Annotated in this window: 16 protein-coding genes; 11 read left to right on the top strand and 5 right to left on the bottom strand. The window is 63.4% G+C overall.

Features of this window, described 5'->3' with window-relative positions; all coding sequences use genetic code 11:
* On the top strand, window positions 1-623 hold a 623-nt coding region (locus tag BLX42_RS21190; RefSeq protein ID WP_161872545.1), incomplete at its 5' end, for an NAD(P)-dependent oxidoreductase.
* A gap of 87 nt (window positions 624-710) precedes the next feature.
* The gene (locus tag BLX42_RS21185; RefSeq protein WP_046784887.1) at window positions 711-1,538 is read left to right on the top strand and encodes an ATPase; all 828 of its coding nucleotides are present in this window, start codon (window positions 711-713) and stop codon (window positions 1,536-1,538) included.
* Window positions 1,539-1,662: 124 nt separating this feature from the next.
* On the opposite strand, the gene BLX42_RS21180 is transcribed toward BLX42_RS21185, so the two are convergent.
* Window positions 1,663-2,712, bottom strand: coding sequence for an alkene reductase (locus BLX42_RS21180; protein ID WP_046784888.1), 1,050 nt, complete (start codon window positions 2,710-2,712; stop codon window positions 1,663-1,665).
* An 18-nt stretch (window positions 2,713-2,730) separates the two neighbouring features.
* Entirely contained in the window at window positions 2,731-3,033 is a 303-nt protein-coding gene (locus BLX42_RS21175) for a helix-turn-helix transcriptional regulator (protein WP_046784889.1), read from the bottom strand.
* A 152-nt stretch (window positions 3,034-3,185) separates the two neighbouring features.
* Between BLX42_RS21175 and BLX42_RS21170 the strand changes: the two genes are divergently transcribed.
* Entirely contained in the window at window positions 3,186-3,767 is a 582-nt protein-coding gene (locus tag BLX42_RS21170; RefSeq protein WP_115273660.1) for an ACP phosphodiesterase, read from the top strand.
* A gap of 21 nt (window positions 3,768-3,788) precedes the next feature.
* Here BLX42_RS21170 and BLX42_RS21165 read toward each other — a convergent pair whose 3' ends face one another.
* Both BLX42_RS21165 and olsB read right to left on the bottom strand, forming a co-directional pair.
* Window positions 3,789-4,577 (bottom strand): lysophospholipid acyltransferase family protein, encoded by a 789-nt coding sequence (locus tag BLX42_RS21165; RefSeq protein ID WP_046784891.1) that lies wholly within the window; start codon window positions 4,575-4,577, stop codon window positions 3,789-3,791.
* A complete protein-coding gene (gene olsB, locus BLX42_RS21160) occupies window positions 4,577-5,332 on the bottom strand; it encodes an L-ornithine N(alpha)-acyltransferase (protein ID WP_046784892.1) in 756 nt (251 codons plus the stop codon). Before olsB ends, BLX42_RS21165 begins: the two co-directional genes overlap by 1 nt.
* Window positions 5,333-5,473: 141 nt before the next feature.
* On the opposite strand from olsB, the gene BLX42_RS21155 reads away from it, so the two are divergent.
* From BLX42_RS21155 to BLX42_RS21125, 7 genes are all read left to right on the top strand, one after another.
* Window positions 5,474-6,361 carry an acyl-CoA dehydrogenase gene (locus BLX42_RS21155; RefSeq protein ID WP_161872544.1) on the top strand — a complete coding sequence of 296 codons (888 nt, stop codon included), beginning with the start codon at window positions 5,474-5,476 and terminating at the stop codon, window positions 6,359-6,361.
* 64 nt (window positions 6,362-6,425) lie between these two features.
* Window positions 6,426-7,508, top strand: coding sequence for a serine hydrolase (locus tag BLX42_RS21150; RefSeq protein WP_161872543.1), 1,083 nt, complete (start codon window positions 6,426-6,428; stop codon window positions 7,506-7,508).
* Window positions 7,505-7,801 carry a hypothetical protein gene (locus tag BLX42_RS21145; RefSeq protein WP_046784895.1) on the top strand — a complete coding sequence of 99 codons (297 nt, stop codon included), beginning with the start codon at window positions 7,505-7,507 and terminating at the stop codon, window positions 7,799-7,801. The genes BLX42_RS21150 and BLX42_RS21145 overlap by 4 nt, the downstream gene beginning before the upstream one ends.
* Window positions 7,802-7,845: 44 nt before the next feature.
* Complete coding sequence (locus tag BLX42_RS21140) at window positions 7,846-8,427, top strand: YceI family protein (RefSeq protein WP_046784896.1); 582 nt, start codon at window positions 7,846-7,848, stop codon at window positions 8,425-8,427.
* Between the two features lies 1 nt (window position 8,428).
* Window positions 8,429-9,586 carry a phosphatidylserine/phosphatidylglycerophosphate/cardiolipin synthase family protein gene (locus tag BLX42_RS21135; protein ID WP_119688332.1) on the top strand — a complete coding sequence of 386 codons (1,158 nt, stop codon included), beginning with the start codon at window positions 8,429-8,431 and terminating at the stop codon, window positions 9,584-9,586.
* A 52-nt stretch (window positions 9,587-9,638) separates the two neighbouring features.
* Window positions 9,639-10,217, top strand: a complete 579-nt coding sequence (locus BLX42_RS21130; RefSeq protein ID WP_012312917.1) for a DJ-1/PfpI family protein — start codon at window positions 9,639-9,641, stop codon at window positions 10,215-10,217.
* 190 nt (window positions 10,218-10,407) lie between these two features.
* Window positions 10,408-10,998, top strand: a complete 591-nt coding sequence (locus tag BLX42_RS21125; protein WP_161872542.1) for a GNAT family N-acetyltransferase — start codon at window positions 10,408-10,410, stop codon at window positions 10,996-10,998.
* 73 nt (window positions 10,999-11,071) lie between these two features.
* Here the strand turns inward: BLX42_RS21125 and BLX42_RS21120 are convergent, their stop codons facing one another.
* Window positions 11,072-12,595, bottom strand: coding sequence for a fumarate hydratase (locus tag BLX42_RS21120; RefSeq protein WP_016488901.1), 1,524 nt, complete (start codon window positions 12,593-12,595; stop codon window positions 11,072-11,074).
* 249 nt (window positions 12,596-12,844) lie between these two features.
* Between BLX42_RS21120 and BLX42_RS21115 the strand changes: the two genes are divergently transcribed.
* Window positions 12,845-13,765 carry an iron-sulfur-binding ferredoxin reductase gene (locus tag BLX42_RS21115; protein WP_161872546.1) on the top strand — a complete coding sequence of 307 codons (921 nt, stop codon included), beginning with the start codon at window positions 12,845-12,847 and terminating at the stop codon, window positions 13,763-13,765.
* The last annotated feature ends 37 nt before the right edge of the window (window positions 13,766-13,802 follow it).

Genomic DNA, 13,802 nt, shown 5'->3' with positions numbered 1-13,802 from the left:
TCCGCGAAGACCAGGTGCCGCGCCGCTTTCACCATCATTACGCGCAGACCAAATACCTTGCTGAACAAAAGGTTTTCGGCGCCCAGGAGTTCGGGCTCGAAGTTCTGGCCCTGCGCCCGCGCTTTGTAACCGGAGCCGGTGATGCCAGTATTTTCCCGCGGCTGATGCAGATGCAGCGCAAGGGCCGTGTGGCGATCATCGGCAACGGCCTGAACAAAGTCGATTTCACCAGCGTGCACAATCTCAATGAGGCACTGCTTGGCGCGCTGTTCGCCGATGATCGCGCGTTAGGGCAGGCCTACAACATCAGTAATGGTCAACCGTTGCCATTGTGGGATGTGGTCAATTACGTGATGCGCCAGATGCAGTTGCCCCAGGTGACCCGTTATCGCGCCTACGGCCTGGCCTACAGCATGGCGGCGCTGAACGAGGCCGCTTGCATGCTCTGGCCCGGGCGACCCCAGCCCACCCTCACGCGCCTGGGGATGCAAGTGATGAGCCGCGATTTCACCCTGGATATCAGCCGCGCCCGGCAGTACCTGGACTATCAGCCCAAGGTCAGCCTGTGGACGGCGCTGGATGAATTTTGCGCGTGGTGGAAGCACCAGCCCCTTGGCCAGTGAACCAGGCGCCAGGATGATGGTCATCAGTGCGCCGCGTGAGCGGTTTATACTCATGTCTCTTTGCTACTACCGCGGTTGAAACTATCCATGCGTAACGATGCCCACGACGATTTTGATGATGTGCCAACCCTGCGTGCCGGCACCCCGGATGACGACGAACTGTTGCCGGCGCGTGTGTCGCGCAACCGCCAGAAGGCCACCAGGCCCGCCAGTACCGGCCCACTGTGGGCGTTGCTGGGGGCTTCGTTCATCGCGCTGGCCGGGCTCGGCTGGTGGAGCTTTCAGCAGATCTCGCTGATGGAGCAGCAACTGGTGGCCACTCAGGAAAGCTTTGCGCGCATCAGCGAGGAAGCGGCGGGGCGCTTGCAGGCGATCAGTGGCAAGGTCGCTGCCACCGAGAGCTCTACCAGCACCGGCAGTGAGGCGCTCAAGCTGCAGATCCGCCAACTGCAGGCCAGCCTGGCCGAGCAGGGCAAGCAACAGCAGGGGGTGGCCGGGCAGACGGGTGACCTGGGCAAGCGTCTGGAGCAGGTGCTGGCCGATACCCGCGAGCAGCAAAAGGCGGTAACTGAGCTGCAAACCCAGTTACAGGCGCAGTTGAAGGCGGTGAATGCCGAGCTGGCGGCGTTGAAGTCAGGCCAGGTGGATGGCGGCAAGCTCGATGGGCAGCTCAAGAGCCTTAGCGAGGAGGTGGCCGCACTGAAGAAGCAGGGCAACCCGAAAGCGGCGATCGAGAGCCTGGAGCAGGACGTGCTGGTATTGAAGAGCCAGGTGGACAATCGCCCGGCTGCGGCGCCAGCAAGTGGCGCTTCGGTGCAGGAGTTCGATGCGTTTCGTGGGCAGACCACGCGTAACTTCAACACCTTGCAGAGCCAGATTCAGAACCTGCAGCAGCAGATCAATGCTCGGCCTTAGGGCCTTAGGGGAGGGCTTCGCCCTCCTTTCGCGACACAAGGCCGCTCCTACACGAAATTGAGCGGTCGACTGTCGGGGCGGCCTTGTGTCGCGAAGGGCCGCAAAGCGGCCCCGGCGATCTTACTTACAGCCGCGGGTAATCGATGTACCCCACCGGCCCTTTTGCATAGAAGGTTTCCGGGTGCGCCTGGTTCAGCGGCGCATCGGCTGCCAGCCGTGCCGGCAGGTCCGGGTTGGCAATGAACGGCACGCCAAATGCCACCGCATCCGCCTTGCCACTGGCCAACGCGGCATTGGCACTGGCCTTGTCGAACCGCTCGTTGACGATGTAAGGGCCACCAAACGCTGCTTTGATCAGCGGGCCGATACTGTCATCGGCTTCTTTCTCCCGAGAGCAGATGAAGGCGATACCCCGCTTGCCCAGTTCCCGCGCTACATAAGTGAAGGTCTCGGCGCGGTCGGCATCACCCATGTCATGGGAGTCTGCGCGCGGCGCAAGGTGCACGCCGACACGGCCTGCGCCCCACACGCCGATGGCGGCGTCTGTCACCTCCAGCAGCAGGCGGGCACGGTTTTCCAGTGAACCACCGTAGCGGTCGGTGCGCTGGTTGGTGCTGCTCTGCAGGAACTGGTCGAGCAGATAGCCGTTGGCACCGTGGATTTCCACGCCATCGAAACCGGCAGCCTTGGCGTTCTCTGCGCCACTGCGGTAAGCCTCGACGATGTCGGCGATTTCTTCGCTTTCCAAGGCCCGTGGGGTCGGGTATTCGGTGATCGGGCGCACCAGGCTGACATGGCCCTTGGGCTGGATGGCGCTGGGAGCCACCGGCAGTTCACCGTTCAAATAGCTGGGGTGGGAAATGCGGCCAACATGCCACAACTGCAGGAATATACGACCGCCCGCGCCGTGCACGGCCTTGGTCACGTTGTTCCAGCCGCGTACCTGCTGGTCGTTCCAGATGCCTGGCGTATCAGGGTAGCCGACGCCCATGGCAGAGACCGAGGTCGCTTCACTGAGGATCAGCCCGGCGCTGGCGCGCTGCACGTAGTACTCGGCCATCAGCGCGTTGGGCACCCGGCCTTCGTCGGCGCGGCAGCGGGTGAGCGGCGCCATGATGATGCGGTTGGGCAGTTGCACATCGCCCAGTGTGATCGGATCGAAAAGCGTGGTCATAACGGGTTACCTACCTTGTCAAAGCGCTTGGCGCAGTTGTTCGAGGAACGCCTGGATGGTGGCTTCGTCGCGTTTGAAAAAATGCCACTGGCCGATCTTCTGGCTGCTGATCAGGCCTGCGCGCTGCAACGTTGCCAGGTGGGCAGAAACGGTCGACTGCGACAGGCCGCAGCGTTGATCGATCTGGCCGGCACAGACACCGTGCTCGGTGCTGTGGTGCTGGGCGGGAAAGTGCGCTGCCGGGTCTTTCAGCCAGTTGAGGATTTCTCGCCGGACCGGGTGGGCCAGGGCTTTTATTATGTCGTCGAGATCGAGAGGCATGGTGTGGGGCTCGTGGTGTAGCGGTATATCGCGATATGACGAAATATAAATCGGTATTTCGCGATATAGAAATATGAAGTGGTTCTGAGCTGAGCGCGAATCGTTATATCGCGTTATAACGATATACGGATGCGCAGTGCTAAACTGCGCCCATGAATTACCTCGCACACCTGCACCTGGGCGGCCCGGCGCCGCAACAACTGCTTGGCAGCCTGTACGGCGATTTCGTCAAAGGCTCGCTGGAGGGGCGCTTTGCGCCGACGCTGGAGGCTGCCATTCGGCTGCATCGGCACATCGACAGCTACACCGATCAGCACCCGTTGGTATTGGCGGCGCTGGCGCGGTTCCCCCGGGAGCGGCGCCGCTATGCCGGGATCATTGTGGATGTGTTCTTCGACCATTGCCTGGCGCAACACTGGGGCGACTATGCCGAACAGCCGCTGGAGCAGTTCACCGGTGCGTTCTATCGCGTGTTGCTGGCCGAGCCCGAGTTGCCAGGGCGGCTGGCGCGCATTGCGCCCTTGATGGCCGCAGATGACTGGCTGGGGGCGTATGGCGATTTTTCCACCCTGGAGCAGGTCTTCAACGGCATTGGGCGACGCTTGTCCCGGCCTGAGGGCATGATGGGCGTGATGGCGGAGCTTGAGCGGTTGTACGAGCCGTTGCTGGCTGATTTCCGTGAGTTCTATCCGCAGTTGCAGACGTTTGCCGCCGCACAGAGGTCTGGCCGATAGCGGTGTACTGCCAATCAGGCATCAAGCAGCACGGGCCTGCCGGCGCGCTGCCACCTCGACTTCGCCAACCCCGAACAACGCCATCTGGATAGCCTGTTGCGCCTGAAATGCCAACGCTGCGCGTTCTTTGTCCACGCTGCTGATCGGCTGCAACAGGTGGATGCACACCTCACCCCGCGGCTCGGCGAACAGCCGCATCAGGTGTGACACGAGGTCATCATCACCGATGAACGGCGCAACCAGGTCAGCCTCGCCGTTGCGCAGGTACTCAATGGCAACAGGCTGCACTGCCACACCCTGATCGATGGCGCCTGCCAGCAAACGCCCATGGAAGGTGCGCAACTGGCGCCCGTCGGTGGTGGTGCCCTCGGGGAAGATCAACAGCGGCCTGGCGTCGCCCAGTTGTGCGCTGATCTGTTCACGCAAGCGCTGGCTATCGCCGCCGCCGCGGCGGATGAACAATGTGCCGGCTTTCTCCGCCAGCCAGCCAGCCACGGGCCAGTGGCGGACTTCGGCCTTGGACAGAAACGACAGCGGCAGCAGCATGCCGAGCAGCGGGATATCGGTCCAGGACACGTGGTTGCTGACCCACAACATCGGCCGTTTGGGCAGTTCACCGATTACCCGCACGTCGAAGGGCAGGGCAGCGACCAGGCGTTTCATGAACAGGCAGGTCCAGCGCTGGCGGCGCTCGATGGAGGCCTTCATGCCCATGCGTTCACCGATGGCGATCACGCTGGCCATGAGCATGCCGAAAAGCAGTACCAGCACCAGCCTTGCGAGGCGGGCGAACACCCGCAGTTTGGGCATCAGACCGCTGCCTTGAAGTGGCGGGCGTAACGTGGGCAGAGGTCATCACGCTTGAGCAGGATGAACACGTCGGCAACCTGGAAGTCCTCATCCCAACAGGGTTCACCGCAGATCTTCGCACCCAGGCGCATGTAGGCCTTCAGCAGCGGCGGCATTTCGGCGATGACGTTGTTCGGCAGGGCCAGGGTGGGCAGCGGGTTCTTTGGCTCCGCACGCAGGTGTTCGTTGCACAGGTAACGCTCACGCAGGCGTTGCATGATGGCATGGGCCTGAACCCCGCCATCCTGCATGGGGATGCTCGCGCAGCCCATCAGGTAGCTGTAGCGGCCTTCATTGAGCACTTCGGCCAGCTCACCCCAGAGCACAGCGATGGTGCCGCCGTTGCGGTAGCCGGGGTCGACGCAGGTGCGGCCCAGTTCGAGGATTGGGCCTTGCAGTTGCAGCAGGCCATGCAGGCTGAATTCTTCTTCGCTGTAGAAGCGCCCCAGGCTGCTGGCGGCCTGATGGTCGAGCAGACGGGTGGTGGCGACCAGTTCGCCGGTGCTCAGGTCGCGTACACCGATGTGCCGGCAATGTACGTCGTAGTCATCCATGTCCAGGCCCAGTTCAGCGCCCTTGAGCCTGGCCTTGAATTCTGCGCTGAACACTTTGTAGCGCAGGGCCTGTGCTTCCTGCAGGGCCGCGGCGCCGACCAGGCGTTCGGCTTGCAGACGGCGTTCAGTGCTGTTGTCGCCAGAGCGAGCTGTCCGAGTCATTGCGAGTCTCCCTAAGCCAGCCATGAAGGGTTGCGGCCGGTCGGCTTTGTTGTGCAAAGTCAGCCTAGGTAGGCGCGGTGTCACCCCTGTGAACCTTTGGTGATGCTTGCGTGACACCCCCTGACAAGCGAGGAGCGTCCGATGGCCTGGTTGCAACGACTCAACGATCCCTTTCGCCAGCCTCTGGCCGGTACTTTGGGTGAGGCATATGCCGCGCAGCTCGAGCGCCTCGGTGGGTGCGCGCCGTTCGAGCTGGCGGTGCTGGGTGGGCGCGCCATGGCCACACCCGGCCTGGCGTTTCTCATTGGCTACCAGGCCGCCTTGCGCATGCTGTGGCCTAGCGCCCCGGCCAGTCTCGGCGCGTTATGCGCCACCGAACGGCGTAGCGTGCGCCCTGCGGACATGCAGACGCGCCTGGAGGGTTTACGCCTGACCGGCCGCAAGGACTTCGTGACCGCCGGGCTTGACGCCGAATGGCTGCTGGTGGCGGCGCGCAGCGAAGGGCAGGGTGAAGCACCGCGCCTGAGCCTGGGAGTGGTTTATCCGGGTGAGCCAGGAGTGACCCTGGAGGCGTTGCCGACCCTGCCTTTGATGCCTGAGGTCGGCCACGGGCGCCTGCAACTGCGCCAGGCTGCCTGCGAGTTGTTGGCAGGTGATGGTTGGGATGCGTACGTCAAACCGTTTCGCTCGCTGGAAGATTTGTACGTACTGGCGGCGATGGTTGCCTGGTTGTATGGCGTAGCGCAGGAATGCGGCTGGCAACAGGAGCTGCGGTTGCGCCTGATTGCCTTGTTGGCCGGCTGTGCCGAGGCCAGCCGCCAGTGCGCCGACAGTGTTGGCTGCCATTTGTTGTTGGCGGGCTTGTTTGCGCAGTTTCAGGCACTGAAAGGGGCCATCGACAAAGCGCTGTCGGCCGGGCCGGCGCAATGGGCGCAGTTGTGGCAGCGTGATCAGGGGGTGATGGCGCTGGCGACGGCTGCTCGGGAAAAGCGCCTGGCCAAGGCTTGGGAGGCTGCCGGATTGTCATGAACGCCTGCCAGGATCGCCTGATCCGTTGAAAACCCGGGTCGCCTTGCGGCCCCAAGAGGCGTTTATGTTGAGGGCAGGGTTTTTGATCCTGGCGGTGGCGGTCGGTTCGGCCAGGGCAGAGGACTGGCCCCTACCGGATTGGCAGGCCGACATCACGGCCATCGACTGGCAGGCTGTCGACAGCTATGCCTTCCCTGAACGCGACGCCACCAAGCGCAGCGGCATTCGCAGCGACGCCCTGCTGATCATCCGTGACGGCCGTATCCTGCACGAACGGTACGCCGCACCTACTACCGCGAAAACCGCCCACCTGACCTGGTCGGTGAGCAAAAGCGTGCTGGCGACAGTGCTGGGCGTGGCCCAAGGTGAGGGGCGTTTTCAACTGCAGGACCCTGCGGCCCGCTTTTACCCGCCCATGCAGGCACACCCCGACGTGCGTCTGGCCGATCTGTTGCATTGGGCCAGTGGCCTGGCCTGGCAGGAAGACTACGAATACGCACCGCTGAAATCCTCGGTAGTGGCCATGCTCTACACGCGCGGGCGCCATGACATGGCGGCTTATACCGCTTCAAGGCCCGTCGCCGAAAAGCCCGGGCAGCGATTCATTTATTCGAGTGGCGACAGCAATGTCCTGGCCGCCGCATTGCGCGGCATGCTCAAGGGCAGTGCTTACCCTGACTACCCCTGGGAGGCGCTGTTCACCCCGCTGGGCATTCACAGCGCCGTTTGGGAACGCGATGGCAGTGGCACCTTCGTTGGCTCTTCCTACCTCTACCTCAGTGCCCGCGACCTGGCGCGCATCGGCCTGTTGATGCAGCGTGAAGGACGCTGGGGTGGCCGTCAGTTGCTGCCGGCAAGCTGGGTTGCTTTCAATCGAACCCTGTTCAGCCAGGCTACACCGCTGCCCGGCGAAGCCAACCCGGGTGGCCACTGGTGGCTCAACCAGCCACTGCCGGGCAGTGCTTCACCGTGGCCTGACGCGCCGGCAGACACCTATGCCGCCCTCGGCCACTGGGGCCAGGCCCTTTACATACTGCCGACCCACAAGCTGGTCATCGTCCGCTATGCCGACGACCGTGATGGTAGTTACCACCATAACGAACTGCTCAAGCGTGTGCTGGCAGCGCTGGCCAAGGAGGGTGCATGAAGCGCCTGCTGGGGCTGGTGATGGTTGCCTTGTTGGGCTGGGCCTGGCTGGAACGCCAGGCATTGGCGGATTTCCCCGGTATTCTTTCGGCTTATTCGGCCAAGGAATATTGCTCCTGCCGTTTTGTCATGGGCTTGGACCCCGCGTATTGCCGGGGTTATGTCGCGCAGTGGTTGCCGTTGAGCATGCTGGAGGAGGACAGCCAGCAGCGTCTGGTTGTCGCAGCGGGCCTGGGCCAGCGCAATCAGGCGGCATGGCAGGGGGCGCAGGCTGGCTGCCGCTTGCTGCCATGAAGACGGCCGGGTAAGGTTGGCGGTCTGGTTTCACGAGATCTGTCATGTTCAAGCTGCCCCGTCTTCTACCCGCACTGTTGCTGGCTCTGTGCCTGCCCGCCCACGCCAATTGGCACCTCGATGGTGAATCCTCACGCCTTTCATTCGTCACCGGCAAGGACGGTGATACGGCCGAGGTCCATCGTTTTCTGGTACTGCATGGCACCGTCGACCGCAAGGGCGCAGCCGGGCTGCGTATCGAGATGGACTCGGTGAGCAGTGGTATCCCGCTACGGGACGAGCGCATGCGCGACGACCTGTTCGAGGTCGGCCGCTTTGCCGAAGCGACGGTCAAGGCCCAACTCGACCTGCGGCCGATAAACGACCTGGCCGACGGCGCGCAGGTCGAATTGCGCCTGCCACTGACCGTTACGCTGCATGGCCAGTCGCACAGCTACAACGCCTTGTTGCTGGCAACCCGCCTCGATGCGCGGCGCTTTCAGGTGGTGACCCTCGAACCGTTGATACTGCACGCCCACGACTTCGGCCTGCTGCCCGGCCTGGAAACCTTGCGCAAGTTCGCCAAGCTCAAATCCATCAACCCGACGGTACCGGTCAATGCGGTGCTGATTTTCAACGCCCGCTGACATGCCGGGGCCGGTCTTTCCCTGGCGCGATGGCAACCAGTTCGAACTGCTGATCGACGGCCCCGAATTCTTTCCACGCATGCTCCAGGCGATCGAGGGTGCTCAAGCCCAGGTCGATCTTGAGCTGTACCTGGTCGAGGCTGGTGCCTGCGCCGAGGCGGTGGTCCAGGCACTGGAGCAGGCGGCCCGGCGCGGTGTACGCGTGCGTTGCCTGTTCGACGACTACGGCTCGCTGGCTTTCAATGCTGCTTTGCGCCAACGCCTGCTGGATGCCGGTGTGTACCTGCGCTGGTACAACCGCCTGCGCTGGCGCCGCGGCCTGCGCAACCTGTATCGCGACCATCGCAAGTTGCTGCTGGTTGACGAGCGCTTGGCGGTGGTCGGTGGTACCGGTGTCACCGATGAGTTCTGGACGCCGGGTGAAGCGACCAGCGAGTGGCATGAGGTGATGGTGCAGATGCGCGGCCCGGTGGTCAGCGATTGGCAGCTACTGTTCAACCGCCAGTGGCAGGCCAACAACCGCCGTACGGCCTGGCGCCCCGCTGAAGGCTTCGGCCTGCCGCGCCTGCCCAAGGTGCCGGTGCAGGGCCAGGGCATGGGCCGGGTGGCCTATGCCGACGCCCGCCAGCACCGTGACATCCTGCATTCGCTGGTGCGTGCGCTCAACAGCGGTAAACAGCGGGTCTGGCTGGCCACACCTTACTTTTTGCCTACCTGGAGCGTGCGCCGCTCGCTGCGCCGGGCGGCAGGCAAGGGTGTCGATGTGCGCCTGCTGCTCACCGGCCCGCGGACCGATCACCCCTCGGTACGCTACGCCGGTCATCGTTACTACCCTCGTTTATTACGCGCGGGGGTACGTATCTACGAATACCAGCCGTGCTTCCTGCACCTGAAGATGGCGCTGGTGGATGATTGGGTCAGCGTCGGCTCGTGCAACTTCGATCACTGGAACCTGCGCTTCAACCTGGAGGCCAACGTCGAGGCATTGGACCCGCCGCTGACGGCCGCCGTGGTCGCCAGCTTCGAGCGCGACTTCAGCCTGAGTGACGAGGTCGATCTTGACCACTGGCACGCCCGGCCGTTGTGGCGCCGCGTGAAGCAGCGGGTGTGGGGCTGGCTCGACCGCCTTGTGGTCAACCTGCTCGACCGTCGCGACTGAAGCAGACTATCGTGCAGTGGTTGTTCCCCAAACTACCGAAGGAGTGGATGCGATGACTGCGAAGAAGATTCTCATGCTGGTGGGCGACTACGTCGAGGACTACGAGGCGATGGTGCCTTTCCAGGCCTTGAGCATGGTGGGCCACACGGTGCATGCGGTGTGCCCGGAAAAAATCGCGGGCCAGACGGTGCGCACGGCGATCCACGATTTTGAAGGCGAGCAGACCTACAGCGAGAAGCCAGGCCACAACTTTGCCCTGAACCATGATTTCGTCCAGGTCCGTGCCGAAAGCTACGACGCCTTGCTGATCCCAGGTGGCCGAGCTCCGGAGTACTTGCGCCTGGATGAGCGTGTGCTGGCGCTGGTAAAGGCTTTTGATCAGGCCGGCAAGCCGATTGCGGCGGTTTGCCATGGTGCGCAGTTGCTGGCGGCGGCTGGCGTGCTGGAAGGGCGTGAGTGCAGTGCGTATCCGGCGTGTGCGCCGGAGGTACGTCTGGCAGGGGGGAAGTTCATCGACATCGCCGTGGACCAGGCTCACGTAGATGGCAACCTGGTGACGGCTCCTGCGTGGCCGGCGCACCCGGCATGGCTTGCGGCCTTCCTCAAGGTGCTGGGGACGCGTATCAGCTGAGCGAGTCAAGGCATGCTGGGGTGCACCGGCATTGAAAGCTGCGTAGTGGGCATTTACCCGTTCGGTAGCGGTCCTGGAACAGTTCCTGTCGTGTGGGGAAAAGGTGGGGCATTGGTACGGATGTTAGGGTTTCCCCTCAAGCCCGGCTTAGCCGAGCGCGTCACCCACCTCGACAGAACGACCGCCAAGCATGGAAATACGCCTGTTGCACGGTGCCGCTATCGCGCCTTACATCGATGACCTCGCTCGCCTGCGCCTGACTGTGTTGCGCGAGTTCCCCTATCTGTATGACGGCACAGTAGAGTTTGAGACCGAGCACATGGCAGCCTATGCCCGCTCCGGCCGCAGCCTGGTAGTGCTGGCCCTGGACGATGGGCGTGTGGTTGGCGCCTCGACCGGCCTGCCACTGGTGGACGTTGCGCCCAAGTTTCAGCAGCCGTTCCTGGCGCAGGGGCGCGACCCTGCCAGCGTGTACTATTTCGGCGAATCGCTGGTGCTGCCCGAATACCGTGGCCAAGGCCTGGGTGTGCGCTTCTTCATCGAGCGTGAGTCCTACGCGCACAAGCTGGCCGAATTCGACTACTGCGCATTCTGCACCGTCGAGCGCCCTGGCATGCACCCCAGACGGCCTGCCAACTACAAGCCATTGCACGGTTTCTGGCGAAACCGGGGCTTCCTGCATGACCCGTCCCTGCGCACTCATTACGCTTGGCGCGATTTGGGCGAACAGGAAAGCAGCAACAAGATCATGTCATTCTGGCTCAAGGAACTACCCATATGATCCGCGTGGCGGGCTGCCAGTGAACCATAGGGGTGCATGAACGATTGGGGCTGCAAAGCAGCCCCGATACCGCTTACTTGACTTCTACCGCCAGGCTTTCGGCGATCTTGCTCTGCCACAGCGCAGGGCCGGTGATGTGCACCGACTCACCGTTGCTGTCCACCGCGACGGTGACTGGCATGTCTTTGACTTCGAACTCGTAGATCGCTTCCATGCCCAGTTCGGCGAAGGCCAAAACCTTGGACTTGCGAATCGCCTGGGCCACCAGGTAGGCAGCGCCGCCGACGGCCATCAGGTAAACGGCCTTGTTGTCCTTGATCGCTTCGATGGCGGTCGGGCCACGCTCGGACTTGCCGATCATGCCCAGCAGGCCGGTCTGTTCAAGGATCTGGCGGGTGAACTTGTCCATCCGGGTGGCGGTGGTCGGGCCAGCCGGGCCTACCACTTCGTCACCGACCGGGTCGACCGGGCCGACGTAGTAGATGAAGCGGCCTTTGAGGTCAACCGGCAGCGCTTCGCCACGGTTGAGCATCTCGACCATGCGCTTGTGCGCGGCATCGCGGCCGGTGAGCATCTTGCCGTTGAGCAGGATGGTCTCGCCCGGCTTCCAGCTGGCCACTTCTTCCGGGGTGATGTCGTCGAGGTTGACGCGGCGGGCGCTCGGGCCGGCTTCCCAGACGATTTCCGGGTAGGCGTCCAGCGACGGGGCTTCCAGCTCGGCCGGGCCGGAGCCGTCGAGCACGAAGTGCGCGTGACGGGTGGCGGCGCAGTTGGGGATCATGCACACCGGCAGGGATGCGGCGTGGGTCGGGTAGTCCATGATCTTGACATCGAGCACGGTGGTCAGGCCACCCAGGCCCTGGGCGCCGATGCCCAGCTGGTTGACCTTCTCGAACAGCTCCAGGCGGATCTCTTCGAGGCGGTTCTGCGGGCCACGGGCTTTGAGTTCATGGATGTCGATGGACTCCATCAACACTTCCTTGGCCATGACTGCGGCTTTTTCGGCGGTACCGCCGATGCCGATACCGAGCATGCCAGGCGGGCACCAGCCGGCACCCATGGTCGGGACGGTCTTCAGGACCCAGTCGACGATCGAGTCGGACGGGTTGAGCATGGCCATCTTCGACTTGTTTTCCGAGCCGCCGCCTTTGGCTGCCACATCGACTTCGACCTTGTCGCCAGGGACGATCGAGTAGTGGATGACGGCTGGAGTGTTGTCCTTGGTGTTCTTGCGGGCACCGGCCGGGTCGGCCAGGATCGAAGCGCGCAGAACGTTTTCAGGCAGGTTGTAGGCGCGGCGCACACCTTCGTTGATCATGTCGTCGACGCTCAGGGTGGCGCCGTCCCAGCGCACGTCCATGCCGACGCGCACGAATACGGTGACGATACCGGTATCCTGGCAGATCGGCCGGTGGCCGGTGGCGCACATGCGCGAGTTGATCAGGATCTGGGCGATGGAGTCGCGCGCGGCAGGCGACTCTTCACGCAGGTAGGCCTCGTGCATCGCCTGGATGAAATCGACGGGGTGGTAGTACGAAATGAATTGCAGGGCGTCGGCGACGCTCTGAATCAGGTCGTCTTGCTTGATCACGGTCATGCAGCGCGCTCCTCTTAAAGACGGGAACATTCGTAAAGGCCTTCCGACACTGCACACCTGCGTGTCGAAACGCCTGGCAAGGCGTCGACAGGTCAGGCCGACGCAAAAAGGCGCGGCAGTATAGCGCGCCTGTGCCTGCGAAACACCTGCGTGTGGTCTGGACCATGGTCTGCAGGCGACGGGCATCCTTTTTGCTGCCGATGCCGGCTTGCCTTAGAGTGGCGATGTATAGCCGGAGAAGTGATGACCATGCCTGAACTCTGTGTGGGCGAGCGCCGCTGGACGGTGCCCACCGGCAGCAATCTGCTCGATGCCCTGAACGACGCGGGGCTGAATGTGCCTTACAGCTGCCGTGCAGGTAGCTGTCACGCCTGCCTGGTGCATTGCCTGGACGGGCAACCCGCCGATGCACGGCCCGAGGCCCTGGCGCTGGAAAAACACGCACAGGGCTGGCGGTTGGCATGCCAGTGCCGGGTGATTGACGACCTGCGCGTAGCGGTGTTCGACCCCCTGCAGGACGGCATCCCTGCACAGGTCTGTGCGCTGGACTGGTTCGGTGATGTGCTGCGCTTGCGCCTGCGGCCGGAGCGGGCATTGCGTTATCAGGCCGGTCAGCATGTGGTGCTGTGGAACGGTGCGGTGGCCCGGCCCTATTCATTGGCAAGCCTGCCGGGCGAAGACGACTTCCTTGAGTTCCATATCGACTGCCAGCGCCCGGGCGCCTTTTGCGACAAGGCCCGTGGTTTGCAAGTTGGCGATACGCTGCGCCTGGGGGAACTGCGCGGTGGGGCGCTGCATTACGACCTGGACTGGCAGGGGCGGGCGCTATGGTTGCTGGCAGCAGGTACCGGGCTTGCGCCATTGTGGGGCATCTTGCGCGAGGCGGTGCGGCAGGGGCATCGGGGGGAGATCAGGGTGATGCATGTGGCGCATGATGACGCCGGGCATTACCTGGCTGAGCCGTTGATGCAGATCGAAGGCGTGAGTGTCGAGCGGGTACTGGCGGATCAGCTGGATGCAGCGCTGGCGACATTGCGGCCATCATCGCGGCAGACCATTGCGCTGGTGTGTGGCTCGCCGGGAAGTGTGGAGCGGTTCGCGCGGCGGCTGTTCATTGCCGGGGTACCGAGGAATCAGGTATTTGCCGATGTGTTCGTCGAGCATGCCTGAAGACGGTGTGCAGTGATTGAACCGGCGCCGCAGAGCG

The sequence above is a fragment of the Pseudomonas sp. SG-MS2 genome (genome assembly GCF_009933855.1).
Taxonomy (GTDB): domain Bacteria; phylum Pseudomonadota; class Gammaproteobacteria; order Pseudomonadales; family Pseudomonadaceae; genus Aquipseudomonas; species Aquipseudomonas putida_E.
This window is presented reverse-complemented; position numbering and strand designations above follow the sequence as displayed.

Bases quoted from the DNA above. Each gene is read 5' to 3' on its own strand.
- BLX42_RS21185 (WP_046784887.1), top strand. From the start codon at position 711: ATGCGTAACGATGCCCACGACGATTTTGATGATGTGCCAACCCTGCGT.
- BLX42_RS21180 (WP_046784888.1), bottom strand. From the start codon at position 2,712: ATGACCACGCTTTTCGATCCGATCACACTGGGCGATGTGCAACTGCCC.
- BLX42_RS21175 (WP_046784889.1), bottom strand. From the start codon at position 3,033: ATGCCTCTCGATCTCGACGACATAATAAAAGCCCTGGCCCACCCGGTC.
- BLX42_RS21170 (WP_115273660.1), top strand. From the start codon at position 3,186: ATGAATTACCTCGCACACCTGCACCTGGGCGGCCCGGCGCCGCAACAA.
- BLX42_RS21165 (WP_046784891.1), bottom strand. From the start codon at position 4,577: ATGCCCAAACTGCGGGTGTTCGCCCGCCTCGCAAGGCTGGTGCTGGTA.
- olsB (WP_046784892.1), bottom strand. From the start codon at position 5,332: ATGACTCGGACAGCTCGCTCTGGCGACAACAGCACTGAACGCCGTCTG.
- BLX42_RS21155 (WP_161872544.1), top strand. From the start codon at position 5,474: ATGGCCTGGTTGCAACGACTCAACGATCCCTTTCGCCAGCCTCTGGCC.
- BLX42_RS21150 (WP_161872543.1), top strand. From the start codon at position 6,426: ATGTTGAGGGCAGGGTTTTTGATCCTGGCGGTGGCGGTCGGTTCGGCC.
- BLX42_RS21145 (WP_046784895.1), top strand. From the start codon at position 7,505: ATGAAGCGCCTGCTGGGGCTGGTGATGGTTGCCTTGTTGGGCTGGGCC.
- BLX42_RS21140 (WP_046784896.1), top strand. From the start codon at position 7,846: ATGTTCAAGCTGCCCCGTCTTCTACCCGCACTGTTGCTGGCTCTGTGC.
- BLX42_RS21135 (WP_119688332.1), top strand. From the start codon at position 8,429: ATGCCGGGGCCGGTCTTTCCCTGGCGCGATGGCAACCAGTTCGAACTG.
- BLX42_RS21130 (WP_012312917.1), top strand. From the start codon at position 9,639: ATGACTGCGAAGAAGATTCTCATGCTGGTGGGCGACTACGTCGAGGAC.
- BLX42_RS21125 (WP_161872542.1), top strand. From the start codon at position 10,408: ATGGAAATACGCCTGTTGCACGGTGCCGCTATCGCGCCTTACATCGAT.
- BLX42_RS21120 (WP_016488901.1), bottom strand. From the start codon at position 12,595: ATGACCGTGATCAAGCAAGACGACCTGATTCAGAGCGTCGCCGACGCC.
- BLX42_RS21115 (WP_161872546.1), top strand. From the start codon at position 12,845: ATGCCTGAACTCTGTGTGGGCGAGCGCCGCTGGACGGTGCCCACCGGC.